The organism is Thermopolyspora sp. NPDC052614 (assembly GCF_040678635.1).
In the GTDB taxonomy this organism is placed as follows: Bacteria; Actinomycetota; Actinomycetes; order Streptosporangiales; family Streptosporangiaceae; genus Thermopolyspora.
Genome location: NZ_JBFATZ010000005.1, coordinates 20,156 through 36,727, shown reverse-complemented (window position 1 = coordinate 36,727; position 16,572 = coordinate 20,156). Strand labels below are relative to the sequence as shown.

Below are 16,572 nucleotides of genomic sequence, written 5' to 3'. Positions count from 1 at the left end.
CTTTTCTCTGCTGCCGGAACACGCAAGGGTGAGGATCACGGATTCCGCCCTCGAGATGATGGCGCGAGGCGCTGAAAAGCTGAGGGGCGGCAAGGCGGCCAGGAGAATCCGCAGGCTGAAGAGCGACGGCCGATTCCGGGCGAGCTTCGAAAACGCGGTGCGCGCCGGAATCGCGAGATTCCAACGTGAATATGCGCACATCGATGCGGAGATTACGGAGAGGTTGTCGCTGGAAGACGGCGTATGGTCCCACGAGACGGTCCTGGCGTCGCTGCAGGCCATCGTCAATCGAGTGGGGGACATGGCGGCCGGAGGCGAGCACCTGTGGTTCCGTGAGCACTTCCTTGCGATGATCGGCGACGGCGTTCCCCGGAACCGAGCGGAGGACGCGTTCGCGCATTTCCTGCGCTGTATCGCCGACGAGGTCTGGAGCCTCCCCGAGTTTCGAGACGTGTACCTAGGGCATCTGCAGCGGATCACCGCCGAGAGCGCCGCCGCCATGGTGGCCGAGCTCCGTGAGCTACGCCACGACGTCGTACGGAAGGCCAGGGCGTCGCTGCCGGCGGCCGAACGAGGGTCCCGGCCCCCATCCGATCACGTGGTCGCGGCGATCGGCGGCGGTGCCGCCTCCTCGTCCGCCACGCCGGGTCCGGCCGCGAACAGCCTGCCCCGTGACGTCGCCATCGTGGGCCGGCGGCAAGAGGTCAGCGAGATCCTCGCCCAGGGCAGAGGTCCGGGGCGGCAGGACATTCTGGTCATCAACGCCGTCAACGGGATGGCGGGCATCGGGAAGACGGCCTTGGCCGTACATGTGGCGCACAGGATCAAGGCGGATTATCCGGATGGCTGCCTTTTCATCGACCTCCACGGCTACACCGCCGGGCAGCCACCCCTGGAACCGGGTGAGGCATTGGGCACGCTGCTGCGCCTGGCGGAGGTTCCGGACCAGGCCATCCCGCAGGATGTGGACGGACGCGTCGCGCTCTGGCGGTCGGTGATGTCCACCAGACGCGCGCTGATCGTGCTGGACAACGCCTCTGGCCACGAGCAGGTGCATCCCCTCCTCCCCGGCTCGGCCACGTGCCGGGTGCTCATCACCAGCCGCAAGCAGCTGACCGGCCTGGGACACGCCAGGTCCCTGTCGCTTCCGTGCCTGAGCATGGACGACGCCGTGGCGCTTCTCGCCGACATCATCGGCGGGGACCGTGCCCGGCGGGAGCCCGACGCGATGCGGTGGGTCGCCGACCTGTGCGGCCGGCTGCCGCTCGCGATCCAGTTGGCGGGAAACCGGCTCCGGCACCGACCCGGATGGACGGTCGCCTCCTTCGCCAGGAAGCTGAGCACGGCGAGATCGCGATCCGCCCTGCTGCGCAACGAGGACATCGCGCTGGACGCGGCCTTCGAACTGTCCTACCGGGGGCTCACCGCCCGGCAGCGGTCGATGTTCGCCATGCTGGGCCTGCACGAGGGGCCGTCGTTCTCGGCGGACGCGGCGGCGGCCCTGCTGGACGTCGATCGCGACCTCGCGGAGGAGGTGCTGGAACTCCTCCACGACCACAACCTCCTGGAGCAACCCAGTCCCGAACGCCACCAATTCCATGACCTGCTGAAGGATTTCGCCCGGAGCATCGCGGCCGAATCCGACCCGGCGGCCTGCCGGGCCGCGACGAGCAGACTGATCTCCTACTACCTCGGCGGGACGTGTGCGGCCGACGCCCACATCGGCGAGCGGCTTTCCCGCATTCCTGACGGCGTCGTACCGCCGTCCGCGATGACCTTCGAGAGCAGAGAGTCCGCGCTGAAATGGCTGGAGACCGAGCGCCTCAACATCTTCGCGGCCGCGCGCCAGGCCGAAGAGGTGATCCCGCCGGCCGTCTGCCAGATCGCCACCGCGATCGCGGGATTCCTGATCCTCAGGGGCTATATCAAGGAGGCCGCCGACCTGCACATGAGGGCGCTGCGGATCGCGCACGACGCGGGCGACCCCGCGACGCGGGCGGTCGTCGGCGAGCACCTCGGCGAGGCGAAATGGCACTTGGGCTCCTTCGCGGAGGCGCTCGAGGACTTCGAGGGGGCGCTGCGACTGTACAGATCCATCGAGGACGCCTCCGGGGAGGCCCGAGCACTCGACTGGATCGGTTTCACCTATGAACGCACCGGCGAGTACGCCAAGTCGCTACAGGTGCTTCAGGACGCGCTGGACATCCGGCACGAGCTCGGTGACCTCGCGGGACAGGCGAAGACCCTCCACAGCCTGGGCGCCGTGTACTGGCGTAAGGCCGACTACAAGGAGGCGCTGCGGTGTTTCGGGCCCGCGCTCCGCATCCGCACCGACCTGATGGACCTGCACGGTCAGGCCAGGACCATGAACAACATCGGCTTCACCTTCGAAAGAATGAACGTGCTCGATGAGGCCGAGGCCTATCTGACGCACGCCCTCCAGCTTGCGATCAGAGTGGGGGACAGGCAGCTCGAAAACATCGTCTACAACAATTTCGGCTATCTCTACGTCAGGATGGGCAGGCACGAAAGCGCCGAGAAGCACTCGACTCGCGGGCGTATTCTGGCGCGACAGACGGGGTCCGTCTATGAGGAGGCCCGGGCCCTTGACGGGCTCGGTCGGGCGCACCTGGGGAGGGGAAGAACGGGTGGAGGCCCGGGAGACCCTCGCCCAGGCCCTCAAACTATTTCAGCGCCTCGGGGTGCCCGAGGCGCTGGAGGTACGTCAGATACTTTCCGGTATCGGCACGGGATAGACCGGCCGACGTCTTTCGACCATCGGTGACGAGTGGTGAGCCGTGTCGGCCGCCTGTGGCCGTCCCAGTCCCACGAGAACCGCGGCGCCGGTCATGTCGAGAAGGGCATTCGCGGGAAGTTTCAGCTTTGACCGCAGCCGTCCACTGCCGATGATGAGGTCGGGCAGATCACTGAGTGAGGCGTCGACCAGCACCGGCCATTCCGACGGCAACCCGATCACGGTGATGCTGCCATACTCCATCCCGCTGTCCGTGATGGCCCGTTCTCGGTCGAGCATTGTCACCTGACGGGCGTTCAGATGCCTGCGTACCAGTCCATTCAGGTCGGCCTTGGTGCCCGGTGGGACGAGGCACGCGGCCGGTCGCGATTGCTTTCCGCGCCGGGCCTCGACTATCAGGCAATTTCCTCCGGATGCGGGGTCGAGACCGTACCGCCTGCACAGGTCCAAGCCGCTCGCCGCCGCGGGATCTATCTCCGCCACCTGGACCCGGTCGAACCAGGAAGCGCCGCTCCAGCGCTCAAGGGCGAGTCGTACGGGGGTGGCGAGCAGGTCAGGCCGGCTGAGGGCCTGAACGAAGCTAAGTGACTCGTTCATGACGGGATGCTATACCGCGCCCCATGGGCGAACGAGTAACTGCCTGAATGGTCCTGGAAGCGATCGACTTATCGCCTAAGACCACAAGATCAACTCCTTGTCCGTTAAACCGATAAAGGTGGAGAAACATATCCGGCGTCCTCCGAGTCCGGGTTGGACCGTATGATAGTTTTTAGAGTTGAAGACGATGGCGTCACCGACCGAAGCGTTTATGCTGCACTTATCCGTGACGGTGATGACCTCCGGCCGGTATCCGAAACTCAACCGGTGGCGCTCGTCGGATGGAGTCCATTTCTGCGGCCAGACGATCGCCTCGCCGTCGATCGCCGGAACCGAGAGGAACACGTTCAACGCCAACTGGTAGCGGGGTGCGGGCTCCACGCCGGAACCTCCCAGCTCCCTGGTGACGTCGTCCCAATGGATCAAGGTCCCCTTGCTGATCTCCCGAATGATTCCCCAGAATAGATTTCTGCCGGAGCACGAGGCCGGAATCACGGGCCCGTCCCACGCCTCCGCCAAACCCTTGTGACATTCGGTACGCATATCCGCTAGATAAGGCTCGGCGTCCCACAGGCGTCTGGCGCGCTCGGCCTCCGTCCAGTACCGGTCCGCGATGCCGCCGCCGGGCGCGCGGTACTCGTTGAGTGCGGGACCGACTTTGTAGGCGAAGACGGGATAATTCTTGGGGTCGTACCGGGTGAGGTGCCGCTGGGCGACCGTCAGGGACCGCATGCAGAACTCGTCGCCGAAGAAGTTCGGGACGCGAAGGGCTCCGACCTCGTCATGGGCGAGGGCGACGAGACCATCGCGGCTCAGCCGGTCCAACGTGTCAATATTCATCGACCGAAAACGCGTCATCGTTCTCCTATCGACTGAAGGAGGGGCGACGGCCGACCTGAGTTTAAGTGAATGTCGTATGATAATCCAGAGTCGTTCCGGTCCCCTTTTATGCTGATAACTGATCGCCTATATCGGTGGCTCCGCAGGTGTCCAATGGACTCCGGGAGCACTTCGCGGGGTGTTGGCGATTTGTTGCAATATGAGAGCTTTGTGCCGCTTGTGGTCAGGGTCGCCGGGCAGAGTCGCGGGATGTCTTACGGTCTGCCCAATGTCGCAGTAGCCTTGCCACATGGGCCGCCGTGCCGACCACACTCATCCGAGCGGCGCCATTGTCGATGTGGAAAGATCGCCACATGATGATTTCACTGGCAGACGTTCTATCCGCGGCGGAGCGCATCCACGGCCGAGTCCGAAAGACGCCGGTCATCGAACTGGGACGCGAAAAACCGACGTCGCGGGGATCGGTGTGGCTGAAGCTTGAGCAGATGCAGCACACGGGCTCGTTCAAACCACGCGGCGCCTTCAACAGAATCCTGAAGGCGATGGAGGAGAACCGGCTGCCCGAGACGGGGGTCATCGCCGCCTCCGGAGGAAACGCGGGTCTCGGAGTGGCCTATGCGGCGGCGCGAATCGGAGTCCAGGCCCGGGTCTTCGTTCCCGAGACCGCCCCGCCGGTGAAGGTCGCGAAACTGCGTAAACTCGGCGCAGATGTCGTGCAGGTCGGGCGCATTTACGACGACGCGTACCGGGCGGCGGCCCGCGAATGCGAGAAGACCGGGGCGCTCTTCTGCCACGCCTACGACCAGCCCGAAATTTGCGCCGGACAGGGCACGCTGGGACTCGAACTCCTGGAACAGATCGAGGGCGTCGAAACGATTCTTCTCGCCGTGGGCGGCGGCGGCCTGTTCGCGGGCGTCGCGACCGCCGTGCAGGGCCACGCCCGCGTCGTCGCCGTCGAACCGGAGTGCGCTCCGACGCTCAACACCGCCCTCGCCAAGGGAGGCCCCGTGGACGTCGCGGTATCCGGCGTGGCCGCCGACTCACTGGGCGCCACCCTGATCGGCGACCTCGGCTACCAGGTCGCCGTCGAAACCCGCTCGGAGTCGCTCCTCGTCAGCGAGGACGCGATCCGCGAAGCCCGCAGATTCCTGTGGGACGACTGCCGGATCGCCGTGGAGCACGGCGCCGCGTCGGCCATGGCGGCCCTGCTCAGCGGCGCGTACAAGCCGGAGCGGGACGAACGCGTCGCCGTCGTCATCTGCGGCGCCAACACCGACCCCTCCGACCTGGCCGGTTGAGCGACCGGCACACGCGACCGCCGCGTACCGCTCGCGGACACATGAGCGCCCCGCGCGGTCAGTCCTCCTCTTCGGGCGGTGTTGCGAGGCCGGGCGCGGCGGACATGTCCGGGTCGACGTCGGCGGCATCGTCGACGTCATCGGGGAACGCCGGGTAACGGTCCTCGCCGTCAACGTCCGCCTCGGCCTCGTCCCTGGGGATCGGCAGGACGTACTCCTGGCACAGGCCGGCCAGGTGGAGCGGGAGGGGAAGGCTGAGCGCCTCGGCATAGTCGGGCGGCTGGCGGAACTGGTGGACGGCCATCGCCAGGGACTCGGGGTCGTCGCCGGTGTCCCCTTCGCGGTGGCATCCGAGCACGGCGATCTCGACGAGCCCCGGATTCCAGCCCGGCTTGTCGATGTCGATCGTCGGCTCGCCTTCGCGGTCGCCCTTCTTCCGCGGGCGAGGGGCCAGCTTGTCGGCCTCCACGGCGGAGGACTTGAACAGCGCGGGCTTGGGCGTGGTGCTGTAGAAGACGCGGGCGTCGGTACGGCCTTCGGCGACCCACAGATGAGCCGCGAGCCCATTCGTGCCGTCCTTCGGGTGGAGTCCCCACCACTGGGCGGTCTCCCGGCCGCGCTGGGTGCGGACGCGGATCAGCCGGAGGGTGGCGTCGAGCCTGCGGGCCGGTGCCTGGCCGTCGCGGATGCGGTCGGCCTCGACGCGGCCGTCCTGCAGCCAGGTCCAGTGGGAACGGGCGTTCTGCGCGTGGGCGAGGAGCAGCGTGGGGGCGTCGCGCAGCGAGCGGCGGATCTTCTGCACCCACTCCTCGGTGGCGCGCCGCTGCTCCTCCATGTCCCGCTGCCAGCTCACCCTCCTTGTCGCGGGGGCGTCCGCGGCCGCGGACGCGGGAGGTCCGGCCGGAACCTCCGCGAGGCGGGTCAGGCGCAGGAGCAGGGCCGGGTACGGAATCCACGCTCCCGCGCCGCCGTCCGCCTCGGGGTCCCAGCCCTGGACGCGGGCGAGACCGCCGCCGCCGCTCTCCGGGGTGACCAGCACGGCGACCGGAACATGGGCGGCCCAGCGGTTGCGTGCCGTACGGCTCTTGCGGATCAGCCACACGGCGGCGTACCTGAGCCCCGCGGGCAGCCGGTCGCCCAGGCCGTGCTCGGGATGCACCCGCGCCCCGAGCTGGCGCAGGCCGTCGTCCCACGCCTTGGACGCCCGGTGGGGCATGTTCTTCACCGAGTCGTAGCGCCCCACGTGCTTGGGCACGGTGATGAACTGGGTGACCAGCCCGGCGTCCGCGAAGCCCAGCCGGAGGGCGAACTTGGGGTCGTGGTCGCCGCTCGCGAAATCGGCCCGCCTGTCGATCTCCACCAGCGTGAGGCCGGGGACGTTGTCGGTGACGTCGTCGGCGATCCACGATCGCACCTCGGCCCGGCGGGCGCGGACCGCGTCGGTCACGCACGACCGGGTGCGCCGGCCGTCCCCGAGCGGCAGGCCGTCGGCGAGGCCGCCGGTCAGCTTGAGACAGCGCACCCGCACGGTGAGCTCGGCGGCCTGCCATTCCAGCACGACGGGCGCGCCGGGCCGGGCGGCCTCGTACCGCCGCTCGGTGAAGGAGCCGCCGTCGCCCTTCAGACCCAGGTGCTCGACCAGTGCCGCCACCGCGGCGTCGCGCATCCCGGCGGTCTGCCACAGCAACCGGACCTCCAGCACGGGCAGCGTTCCGGGCGCCGATGCGGGCCGCAGGCAGGAGACCGCGAAGGCGACGCCGCGCCGGCGTTCCGCCGCCCGGCGCAGCTTCTCCTGCGGCTTGTTCCCCTTCGGGACGCTGGACGGAGGGGCGTTGAGCGGCTTGGAGGCCGCCCTGCGGCTGCGCACGAGCACGGGGGCGGGCCGCAACTCCGGCGGCATGGCCTGCTCGGCCCATTCGGTCAGCTGTGAACGCTGGTGGGACATGAGGCCGGCCTTGACCTCGTGAGAACCCATGGCGGTGCTGAACACGACGCCCGCCCGGAACTCGCCGTCCAGCCAGGCCGAGGGGTCCGCGAGGATCTCGTCGGCCTCGGGGAAACGCTCGGCCAGGGAGATCCCTCGCAGGATGCGCGCCGGGCCGCCGGCGACCCAGTCCGCCGTCGCCGTCCGCTCGTCCGGATCCCAGCGGCGCTCGACGCGGGCCAGGGCGTACCGCTCGCTGCGCGGAGCGCCGGGAAGGTACGGCACGCGAGGCCGGAGCAGCACCGTGGATCTGCGGCCGCGGGGAAGATACAGCCGTCCGGTTTTCGCGCTCACCCTGGTGGCCCAGCGGCGGATGCCGAAGTGGAGGTGGAAGCGGGGGAGGGGATCGAACGGAACGGTGTGCAGGGTGATGTTGAGCACCACCGAGTACCACCAGGTCTCTTTCGCCGTATGGTGCGGCAGCGGCTGAGAGATCAGCTCGGCGCCCTGGTCGCGCCGCCCGCGGGGAACGGCCCGGAAACGCAGCCGGCCACCGGCGTACTCGTACGGGTCGAGGGCGAGGACGCGCCTGGCCAGCCAGTCGGTGCTCAGCGTGAACTGGCGCCCGAGCGGCGCGGCGGTGCCGCCGGGCGTGCACGGGCAGGTGAGCAGCTCCGCCTCCACCGGCTCCCAGCCGAGCGGAGCCGCCGCGAGCTGCGCCCGGACGTCCCTGAGCAGGCTCCGATGCTCCGGCTCGGGCCGCAGGTCCCCCAGCCACCGGTCGACCAGGGGGCGGAACACCGCAGGAGGCAGCGGATCCGGGACGTCCTCCGGCACGTACAGCCAGTGGGCCGGGCCGCCGTCGTACTGCCTGGGCGGGCGGGGCATGACCAGGACGTCGGGCGCGAAGGCCTGCAGGACCTGCTCGAAGCGATGGGTGGGCACCGTGCGGTACGGCTCGGCCCCTTCGGCCCGGCCCGCGTTGCACAAGGTGAGGATCGCCTCGCGCCACTCCTCGGGGAAGGGCAGAGCCCGGTAGCGGGCGGCGTGACCGGCCTCGGGGGAGACGGGCAGCCAGGACGCGGTACGGATCTTGGTGTAGACGGCCACGATTGTCCTTATCGATGTTCCAGCGTTGCCATGGCGTTGTAGAAGGGCTCGTACAGCAGCCGGGCGAGGGCCGGATCCGCCGGATCGGGAAAGCGGACCGGGTCGACCGTCTCGGCGAAGTAGGGCATGAGGATGGAGCGCAGCGCGAGCAGCAGCCCGTCCGTTTCCGGCGCCGGCCCGGTGTGACCGGGTGCGAGGGCCCGCGCCAGGCGCGGGGAGAACGCGGCGTCGACAAAGACGACGCGTGCCGGCACCCCGCCGCGGACAAGCCGGCCGATGACCTGCCACATGGTGACCAACTGGTCCCAGGCGAAGGCCCGCTTCTCCCACCGGGTCAGCCGCGAGTAGACGTAACGTCGGGACAGCAGACGCCGCCACTCCTGCCGGGCCTCGTGGCGGAAGTCGAGCCCGGCCCGGTCGAGCCCGCCGGCTTCGGCGACCAGTCGCCCGAAGGTGGCGGGCCCCCGCCGGTCGTCGGCGCGCCGCTGATCCGGGACGAAGCGGCAGGCCCAGTCGTTGATCGCGAATATCGCCAGGGCCAGGTCGTCGGGACGGGGGTGGGGCCGGGCGAGGAACAGGGCGGTGCCGAAGGCGGCGTTCCGTTCCGCGTTGAGGATGTTGTGCCCGCGTTCGACGGCCATCAGCGGGGCGACCAGCACCGAGGCCGCCCAGTCCTCGGCGAACATGGACAGGTCGCCGCGGCGCAGCGCGGTGGCGTGGTCGCCGCCGGGGGGATCGCCGCCGCGTACCGCCCGGTCGAGGTCGGCGTCGTCGGAGGCCAGTACGCGTACCCGCCCCCGCCAGCGGTCCAGCCCGTGCAGGGCGTCCGCGACGATGTTCGCCTCGCGGTAACTGCCGACGAGCAGGATCGCGCGGCGGCGCCCGTCGTCCTCGACGAGGGCGAGTTCCTGTTCGAGCGGGCTGGAGGCGCCGCCGCGCTCGGGGCTGCCGAGGCGGATCGCGAGGGCCCGCGCCGCCGCGGGCCGTACCTTGGGGTCGAGCCCGGACAGGCTCATGGGCCGCCGCTCCTCGTCGTACAGGAAACGGGTGGCGAACCTGGACCGCTTCACCGCCTGCACGGAACGCGGGGAGGGTTTGAGCACGGCGGCGACCGGCGCCATCACATGAGCGCGCGTTGACTCGCCCGCCCAACTGGTTCCGGACATCAGCACCACGTGCGGGCCGGGTCGGCCGGCGGCGGCGTCCGCGCCGATCTCGTGCAGGGAGAGCAGCAGCTCCCGGCCCACTCCGGCGCAGCGGAAGAAGCGCAGGGTGCCGCTGTTGCGCCCGTCCTCGTCGCGTTCGCGCTCGTCGGGCAGGTACTGGAAACCGAGCACGTTGCCCATCGGCGCCTCGGGGATGAGCGGCGCGTAGTCCAGCGGGGGCCTGCGGGCCAGCTCGTTGCCGGTGGCGTCGAGCCGCAGTGCGGCCTCCACCTGCGGCCACAGGAACGTCAGGCGCTCCAGCCGGTGGTGCAGCACCGACAGCAGCAGCAGGAACTCCAGCCGACGGCAGGCGACGTCGCGGCGTTCGTCGTCCCATTCCTGCGCGGGGGTGCCGTCGAGCAGGAGCTTCAGCAGGTCGGCGACGCGTGCGCGGGTGCGCGGCGGGGACAGGGTGTGCAGCAGGTCGCGGGTGGTGTGGATCAGTTCGTCGGTGAGCGTGTTGTAGGGGGCGTCGCCGCCGAGCGGGTCGTCGCGGAAGGCGTCCAGGACCTTGGTGAGGCCGGCGCGCAGGGTGTCGAGGTGCGCGGGGGTGTCCGGCTCCGGGACATCGTCCTCGTACGCCTCGTACAGGTGCCGCTCGTCCTGCACCCCGTCGACGGGTCCGGGGGAGAGGCGGGACCATTCGTCGAACCATTCGGCGAGCAGCTTCTCCTGCAGGGTCCACGGGCTGAAGTACTCGATGTCCGCCCACTCCCGCAGGCCCTCGTCGGAGATGAGCAGCCGGTACAGCCGGTCGGTCGCCGCGGACACCACGTTCAGGGCCGAGTTCCACCGCTCGATCTCCCGGTCGGTGAGCGGCAGCCTTCCCTGCCGGGACAACTCTTCGATCTTGTGGGTGTGGAGCTGGTCGAGCCACGACTCCGGCCCGGGTCTGACGAGCGTCGCGGAGGGGGCGAAGACGTCGTCCAGCTTCATCTGCACCGAGTCGGCCTCGTCCACGAAGACGATGTCGCTGAGCAGGCAGGCGAGTTCCAGGTAACGCAGCCGCTCCTCGTTGAGGTGCCGCGGAACCGCGGTCTGCACCAGACTGGCCGGGTTGGCGACCCAGATCAGGGCGTTCACGAGGTTGCGGGCCGCGCGGTGCCGGGGGCATTTGGCCCAGATCGGGCAGCCGTGCTCGGCGCCCCGCAGCTCGTCCTGATCGAACGTGCGCTTGTCGTCCTCCCCGCCCGGCCGGTAACGCTCGGGCAGGGCGACGTCCGTCTTGGTACGTTCCCGTTCGGCACGCTCCCGCTCCCTGCCTTTCTCCGGGTACAGCCGGTCGCAGGGCGCGTCGGCGTAGCGCAGCGGCCGGCTCGCCTCGGTCCCGCGCAGGGCGTCCACCACGCAGGCCGTGCTGAGGTCGTCGAAGCCGGGCGCGTCCTGGTCGAGGATGTTGTCCACACCGCGTGCGGCGAGGCGCCGGTGCAGGCGCTGGACGTGGGTCTCCCGGGTGGTGGGCCCGAGGATCGGCACCGCGGGCAGGCCCAGATCGCCCAGCAGCGCGCACAGCCGGAGCTGCTCGGCCACGTCGCCCACGACCAGGGTGGTGCGCAGGCGACGGCGGGCCGCCCACACGGCCACCAGCGTCATCAGCGTGCTCTTGCCCGCGCCGACCATGCCCACCAGATGCAGCAGGCCGTTCAGCCGCAGCGTGTCGCTCTCGCGGAAGTCCCGGCCGGTGGCGTCGCGCGGGGCGAAGCGGAGTTCCCTGAGCCGTGCCTCCCAGCCGCCGGGCCGTTCGACGCCGGCCTCGCGCTCCTTCTGGTCCATCCACCGCGCGGTGCGTGCCAGTTCCTCACGATGCAGGATGATCGGCTCGCCGGTGCCGGGGCGACCGTGGGCGAGGTCGTGGCCGGGGGCCCGGTCGAAGATCAGTTCCGGCGGGATGGTCACGGACGTCGCCCGGCGGCTCTCGGCGAAGCCGCTGCGGCCGGCGGGGGCGAGCGGCAGCGGCTTGCGCAGATGGCCGGGGAGGCGGGACAGCGCCGCGTCGTAGACCGCGAGGCGGTCGACGGCGATCGTCGGTTCGATCCGGCGGAACGGGGACTGGTCCACCGGCACGTCGTACGCCCGCAGCCGCGCCGGCACCAGGCGATACGAGTCAAGGAACTGCTGCCAGGCGCGCCGCCGTCGCAGCGTCCAGAGCAGGTGCCGAGCGGCGATGATCATGGTTTCCCGCTCGCCGCCGCTGACCAGCCCGGCGGCGCGGGCGAAGGGATAGCCGCCGAGCAGGGTGTAGGCGCCCTGGGCGGGTTCGTCCGCGGACAGCCGCTCCAGCAGCCGCAGGGCGAGCTCGACCTGGCAGAGGTGCGACGGTTTGAAGCCCGACAGCTCCTGCGGCAGGCCCCTCCAGGCCTGGGCGAGCGCCCGGCTGACCTGCCGGTGCCAGCTCTCGTGTTCACGCATGGCGTGCTCCCTGAGCAGAGCGGAGCCGGGCCTTCGCCCGGCGGACGAGTTCGGCGTCGGTGAGCAGCGGAAGGTCGCCCGCCTGCGCCGGGCGGCTGCGCTCGTACGCCGAGATGTAACCGGGCCGGGCCTCGACCCGGTGCGCGGGCACCACCCAGAACGCCTCGTCGTACGGCGGCTCGGCGGGCACGGGACGGGCGGAGCGGCCAAGCAGCACGGGACTCGCCCAGTCCTTCACGTCGACGGCCCAGCGCCGGCCGTCGGGAAAGGTGACCAGCAGATCGTAGGCGTCGTACCCGGGCCACATCCGCACGTCGAGCCCCAGCTCCGACAGCGCCTGCTCCAGGTCGGCCTCGGCCCGCCCCGGCCCGGTGACGAACTGGCGCAGCGGACGCTCCACCTGAACGACCTCGCCGACCTCCTCGCGCCGCAGGCGGCGGCCCGGAGGCGGCGGCCCCTGGCGGCGGCAGCGATCACGTTCGCACCACCATTCGCCATCCCGCATGGGGGTGAGCAGGGTCAGGCAGCGCCCGCAGCAGACGTACTCGCCGTCACGCAGGTAGCTGTCGGGCACCTCCAGGTAGACGCGGCGGATCAGCTCGTGCACCGGCTCGAGGACCGTGTCGTTGAGCACCTGGAAGCTCTCCTCCGCGGTGAGGACGGGCTGGTGGACCAGCAGCCGCCGGAAGGCGGTGTAGGCCACGTCGTCGGCGTGCTCCCGGCAGAGCCGCAGCGCGGTGTGGATGATCTGCCGGTCGCGGAAGCCGGCGGCCGAGTCGGAGGTGCGTTCCGCCCATTCGTGGCACAGCTCGGTGGGCCGCCAGGACTCCGGGTCCAGCAGCCGATCCTCGTGGTCGGCCGCGTCGGGGGGCAGGTCGATCGGCCAGTCCGTCAGCGGCCAGTCCCGGCACCAGGTGATGAGCTCGATGAGGCTCGCCGGCGGCGTCGCGCCCTTGAGCAGGCAGGCGAGGACGGTGCGGTCCAGCGCGCGTTGCGCCTCCGGCGGGTAGGGCAGCGTGAAGGAGTCGAGATCGCGTTCGGCCTCCAGCTTGAGCAGCGCGGTGGCCAGGGTGCGGATCAGCGGCACCCCGGCGTGCGCGGCCCACTCGCCGCTCGACGGGGGCAGCGTGTCGTCGGCGGTGGTCATCGTGTGGCCTCCCCTCCGGCCGTCGTGTCCGGACCCGACGGGCACCAGCGACGCGCCTCGCAGTCGGCGCAGTGCCTGCCGGGAACCGGGTCGTACGTCTCGTCGGCGGCCCAGCCCGCGGCGAGGGCGGAGACGACGCGGCGGGCCTCGGCGATGAGCGCGGGATCGGACGGGTCGAACTCTTCGAGCGCCGAGCCGTCCTCCCGGAGCAGTTCCAGCTCGATCCGGGAGCGACCCGGGTCGCCGCCGGGCACGCCGGAGGCCATCAGCAGCACGGCCAGCGCGATCTGCGGATGGCTGCTCAGCAGCGACTCGCCCTCCCAGGTGCGTTTCCCGGCGGTTTTCGTCTCGCGCCAGACCCAGCCGCCCCGATCGGTGTAGAGCAGGTCGGGGTCCGCGATGACGACGACGTCGGCGATCGGGTCGTACGCGGCCAGGCGCCGCTGCGGCTGGACGAGCTCGGCGGACCCGAGCCCGTCCAGGGGGCACAGCGGCCGGTGCCACCCGAGCATCCGGATGGCCGCCTCCTGCTCGGCCGCGGGGAGCCCGGGGATCGCGTCGGGCAGCGGCAGGCGGCGGCAGGGGACGCGGTCCGCCCCGTTGTGCCGATCGTTGAGGCAGGCGTCGACGGCCCGGCCCCGCCGGATGGCCGCGGACTCCTCCCCGCGGTCGGTGATGTTCAGGGTTCGGGTCATGTGGAACCGCGCGGGACACTTCTGATAGGTGCGCAGGTCGCTCACCGAGACACTGCGCCGTTTGCGGGGGCGGCGCGGGGCGGGGACGCCGAGCAGGCCCGGGATCTCGCGTACGGCGGTGCAGTCGGCCAGCCCCACGCAGCCGACGCAGTCGGAGCCCGGGTTGGCGCCGGTGCCGTCGGTGATCTCCGCGTACCGCCGTCTGGCCTGCCGCCGGAAACGGTCCAGCGCCTCGTCGGCCGTCCAGTCGGCCAGGACGGACACGCCGCCGTCGCCGAGGCCGACTCCGATGACGCGCACCCGCCGGGGGAGGACCACGTCCTTCTCGATCGCGTTGTACGGCCCGCGGAACTCGGCGCGGGCCGCGGGAACGCCGCGCGCCGCGATCGCGGCGGCGGCGGAGATCTCCGAGTCCGCGCGATCCTTGACCGTGCTGATGAACGGAATCCAGATTTCCCGGACGGAGCCGTCATCGGTGGCATACCGTCGGCCCCAGACGGTTCGTTCGTACTGCATGACGCCCCGCGCGTCCGGGTGCCGCAGCTGATCGATCACCACCCATTCCTCCGCCTTCGGGACCGTGGCCGCGTGCCCCGCCGCGACGCGCTCCGCCTCGTGCCGTCGGCGGGCGGCCAGGTAGACGGCCGCGGCCTCGGCCGCCCAGGCGCGGTGCATGGGGTGGCAGCGGTCGGCGTGCCGGGGGCCGGCGAGGGCGCTGTCCAGACGCGCGCCGTTGTGCTCCACCGCGTCGAGGAGTTCCGCCACCGGCGCGAAGAAGAAATCCTCGATCGGGCGATGACGGAATCGGTCCGGCCGCCGCACGAGCAGCGGGCGCGCACGCAGCGCCCGCCCGTCCGGGCAGGCGTCCCGATCCTCCCGGAGCAGCCCCACGCCGATCCGCACCAGCCGGGGGTCGCCCGTCACTCCGGGCGGCAGCCGGCGAACGCTCATGGGTGACCCCCTGCGGTGGTGTCGTGGTCCTGTGCTACGACACCAGGGAAGCGGAGGTTGTTAACTAAGTCAAGCGATATAACCAAGCTTCTTGGTGCATCATAGAGTGTGTACAGTTCCACGATGTGAGCGGGCGGGAGCGGAAGTGGAGCCAGGGGATGTGCTCTCCGGCAGATTCCGGATCACGGGGTTCCTCAAGGGCGGCGGCATGGCCCGGGTGTGGGCCGCCAGGGACCTGCGTACGGAAGAGCCGGTGGTGGTGAAGGTCCTGGGCAGGGACCTGTGGGACGGGGCCATGCCGCACACCGACGACGGGCTCCGCCTGCGGTCGGAGCTGCTCCAGCGGTTCGAGCGCGAGCGGCGGCTCCTGCACACCCTGCGCGGGCCCGGCATACCCACATTGATTCACTACGACTTCGGCGTCGGCGAGCCGTACCTGGTGATGGAGCACATCGCCGGGAAGAACCTGCGCGAGTTCCTCAACAGGAATCGCCCTCCGCTGTGCGCGACCGCCGCGATCGCGGTGCGGATGGCCGAGACGCTGCAGCGTGTGCACACCGCCGGCGTCATCCACCGCGACCTCAAACCGGGGAACGTCCTCCTCACGGACGACGGCCACGTGTACCTGATCGACTTCGGCATCGCGCTGCCCACGGACCCGGAGGCCACCCGCTACACCGAGTACGGGCAGACGCCCGGCAGCGTCGGCTACAAGGCGCCGGAGGTCATCAGAGGGGTCAAGGACCTCACGCTCGCCGCCGACACCTACAGCCTCGGCTGCATCCTGTTCGAGTGCATCGCCGCATGCCGGGTGTTCGAGGAACTTCCGGATCGCGGCATCGAGGACCAGCATCGCAACGATCCCCCGCCGCGCCTGGACCCGGAGTGGTACGGGATTCCCGCCGCGTTGTCCGACCTGATCCGGCGCATGCTCGACAAGGATCCGGGCAACCGGCCTTCCGTGGCCGAGACCCGCGACGGCTTCGCCCCGCTGCTGCCGCGGCCCGGCGACCGGCCCCCGACCCCCACGCTGAACCCCGACCCGACCTTGCCGTACCGGACGGGACGCACCCCCGAGACCGCGCTCGCCACGCCCATGCGGACGTCCCGCCCGCGTTCCGTCTCCCGCCGCCCGCCCCGCCCCGTCCGCCAGGAATTCACGACCGCGCTGGAACGCGCCGAGCGGGAACTGGCCGAGGAGGGCCCGGGACCCGCGAGCGAGCGTCTGGCCCGGGAACTGGACTCGGCGCTGCGGGCATGGGGCCCGCGCGAGCCGCTCGTGGCCCGGGCGCGACTGCTGTGCGCCGACCGCGCCCGCGTCGAGGGAGACTGGCCCGGCGCGGGCGCGCTCTACCGTGACGTGGAGCGCGCCCTGCGGGACCGCGCCGAGACGGAACTACGCGACCTTTGGCTGGAGGCCCGCATCGGCGTCGCCGAGTGCCTCGTCCCGGCGCAGGGCCACACCGGCGACGCCTTCCTCCGCTGGAAGGCCGTCGTCCTCGACCTGCGCGGCCTGCCCCGGCCGCCGGCGAAGGTCGTGCGGCGCTGCCGGGAATTCGGCGAGGAACTCGGCGAGCGGGGCCACCTCGAGGAGGTCGAGGCCCTGCTCGACGGCCTGCCCCCCGCCTGATCGCCGTCGGA

At 70.8% G+C, this 16,572-nt stretch carries 9 protein-coding genes; 3 read left to right on the top strand and 6 right to left on the bottom strand.

Annotated elements, in window-relative coordinates; genetic code table 11:
* Nucleotides 1–223: 223 nt before the first annotated feature.
* Nucleotides 224–2,785, top strand: coding sequence for a tetratricopeptide repeat protein (locus tag AB0K60_RS12295; RefSeq protein ID WP_364052193.1), 2,562 nt, complete (start codon nt 224–226; stop codon nt 2,783–2,785).
* Here AB0K60_RS12295 and AB0K60_RS12290 read toward each other — a convergent pair.
* Together AB0K60_RS12290 and AB0K60_RS12285 are read right to left on the bottom strand one after the other, a co-directional pair.
* Nucleotides 2,726–3,352: a YbaK/EbsC family protein gene (locus AB0K60_RS12290; protein WP_364052190.1), complete on the bottom strand. Its 627-nt coding sequence runs from the start codon at nt 3,350–3,352 to the stop codon at nt 2,726–2,728. The genes AB0K60_RS12295 and AB0K60_RS12290 overlap by 60 nt on opposite strands.
* A 75-nt stretch (nt 3,353–3,427) precedes the next feature.
* Nucleotides 3,428–4,210 (bottom strand): hypothetical protein, encoded by a 783-nt coding sequence (locus tag AB0K60_RS12285; RefSeq protein ID WP_364052187.1) that lies wholly within the window; start codon nt 4,208–4,210, stop codon nt 3,428–3,430.
* 317 nt (nt 4,211–4,527) lie between these two features.
* On the opposite strand from AB0K60_RS12285, the gene AB0K60_RS12280 reads away from it, so the two are divergent.
* Nucleotides 4,528–5,490, top strand: a complete 963-nt coding sequence (locus AB0K60_RS12280; RefSeq protein ID WP_364052184.1) for a threonine/serine dehydratase — start codon at nt 4,528–4,530, stop codon at nt 5,488–5,490.
* A 58-nt stretch (nt 5,491–5,548) separates the two neighbouring features.
* Here AB0K60_RS12280 and AB0K60_RS12275 read toward each other — a convergent pair whose 3' ends face one another.
* The 4 genes from AB0K60_RS12275 to AB0K60_RS12260 are packed head-to-tail and all read right to left on the bottom strand — an operon-like array spanning nt 5,549 to nt 14,931.
* Complete coding sequence (locus AB0K60_RS12275; RefSeq protein ID WP_364052181.1) at nt 5,549–8,524, bottom strand: DUF3962 domain-containing protein; 2,976 nt, start codon at nt 8,522–8,524, stop codon at nt 5,549–5,551.
* 8 nt (nt 8,525–8,532) lie between these two features.
* On the bottom strand, nt 8,533–12,138 hold the full coding sequence (locus tag AB0K60_RS12270) for a hypothetical protein (RefSeq protein ID WP_364052178.1): 3,606 nt from the start codon (nt 12,136–12,138) through the stop codon (nt 8,533–8,535).
* Nucleotides 12,131–13,285 carry a hypothetical protein gene (locus tag AB0K60_RS12265; RefSeq protein ID WP_364052175.1) on the bottom strand — a complete coding sequence of 385 codons (1,155 nt, stop codon included), beginning with the start codon at nt 13,283–13,285 and terminating at the stop codon, nt 12,131–12,133. Before AB0K60_RS12265 ends, AB0K60_RS12270 begins: the two co-directional genes overlap by 8 nt.
* On the bottom strand, nt 13,282–14,931 hold the full coding sequence (locus AB0K60_RS12260) for a PD-(D/E)XK nuclease family protein (RefSeq protein WP_364052172.1): 1,650 nt from the start codon (nt 14,929–14,931) through the stop codon (nt 13,282–13,284). Before AB0K60_RS12260 ends, AB0K60_RS12265 begins: the two co-directional genes overlap by 4 nt.
* A 145-nt stretch (nt 14,932–15,076) precedes the next feature.
* Here AB0K60_RS12260 and AB0K60_RS12255 point away from each other — a divergent pair, with 145 nt between their 5' ends.
* Nucleotides 15,077–16,561: a serine/threonine-protein kinase gene (locus AB0K60_RS12255; RefSeq protein WP_364052169.1), complete on the top strand. Its 1,485-nt coding sequence runs from the start codon at nt 15,077–15,079 to the stop codon at nt 16,559–16,561.
* The last annotated feature ends 11 nt before the right edge of the window (nt 16,562–16,572 follow it).

Bases quoted from the DNA above. Each gene is read 5' to 3' on its own strand.
- AB0K60_RS12290 (WP_364052190.1), bottom strand. From the start codon at position 3,352: ATGAACGAGTCACTTAGCTTCGTTCAGGCCCTCAGCCGGCCTGACCTG.
- AB0K60_RS12285 (WP_364052187.1), bottom strand. From the start codon at position 4,210: ATGACGCGTTTTCGGTCGATGAATATTGACACGTTGGACCGGCTGAGC.
- AB0K60_RS12280 (WP_364052184.1), top strand. From the start codon at position 4,528: ATGTGGAAAGATCGCCACATGATGATTTCACTGGCAGACGTTCTATCC.
- AB0K60_RS12270 (WP_364052178.1), bottom strand. From the start codon at position 12,138: ATGCGTGAACACGAGAGCTGGCACCGGCAGGTCAGCCGGGCGCTCGCC.
- AB0K60_RS12265 (WP_364052175.1), bottom strand. From the start codon at position 13,285: ATGACCACCGCCGACGACACGCTGCCCCCGTCGAGCGGCGAGTGGGCC.
- AB0K60_RS12260 (WP_364052172.1), bottom strand. From the start codon at position 14,931: ATGAGCGTTCGCCGGCTGCCGCCCGGAGTGACGGGCGACCCCCGGCTG.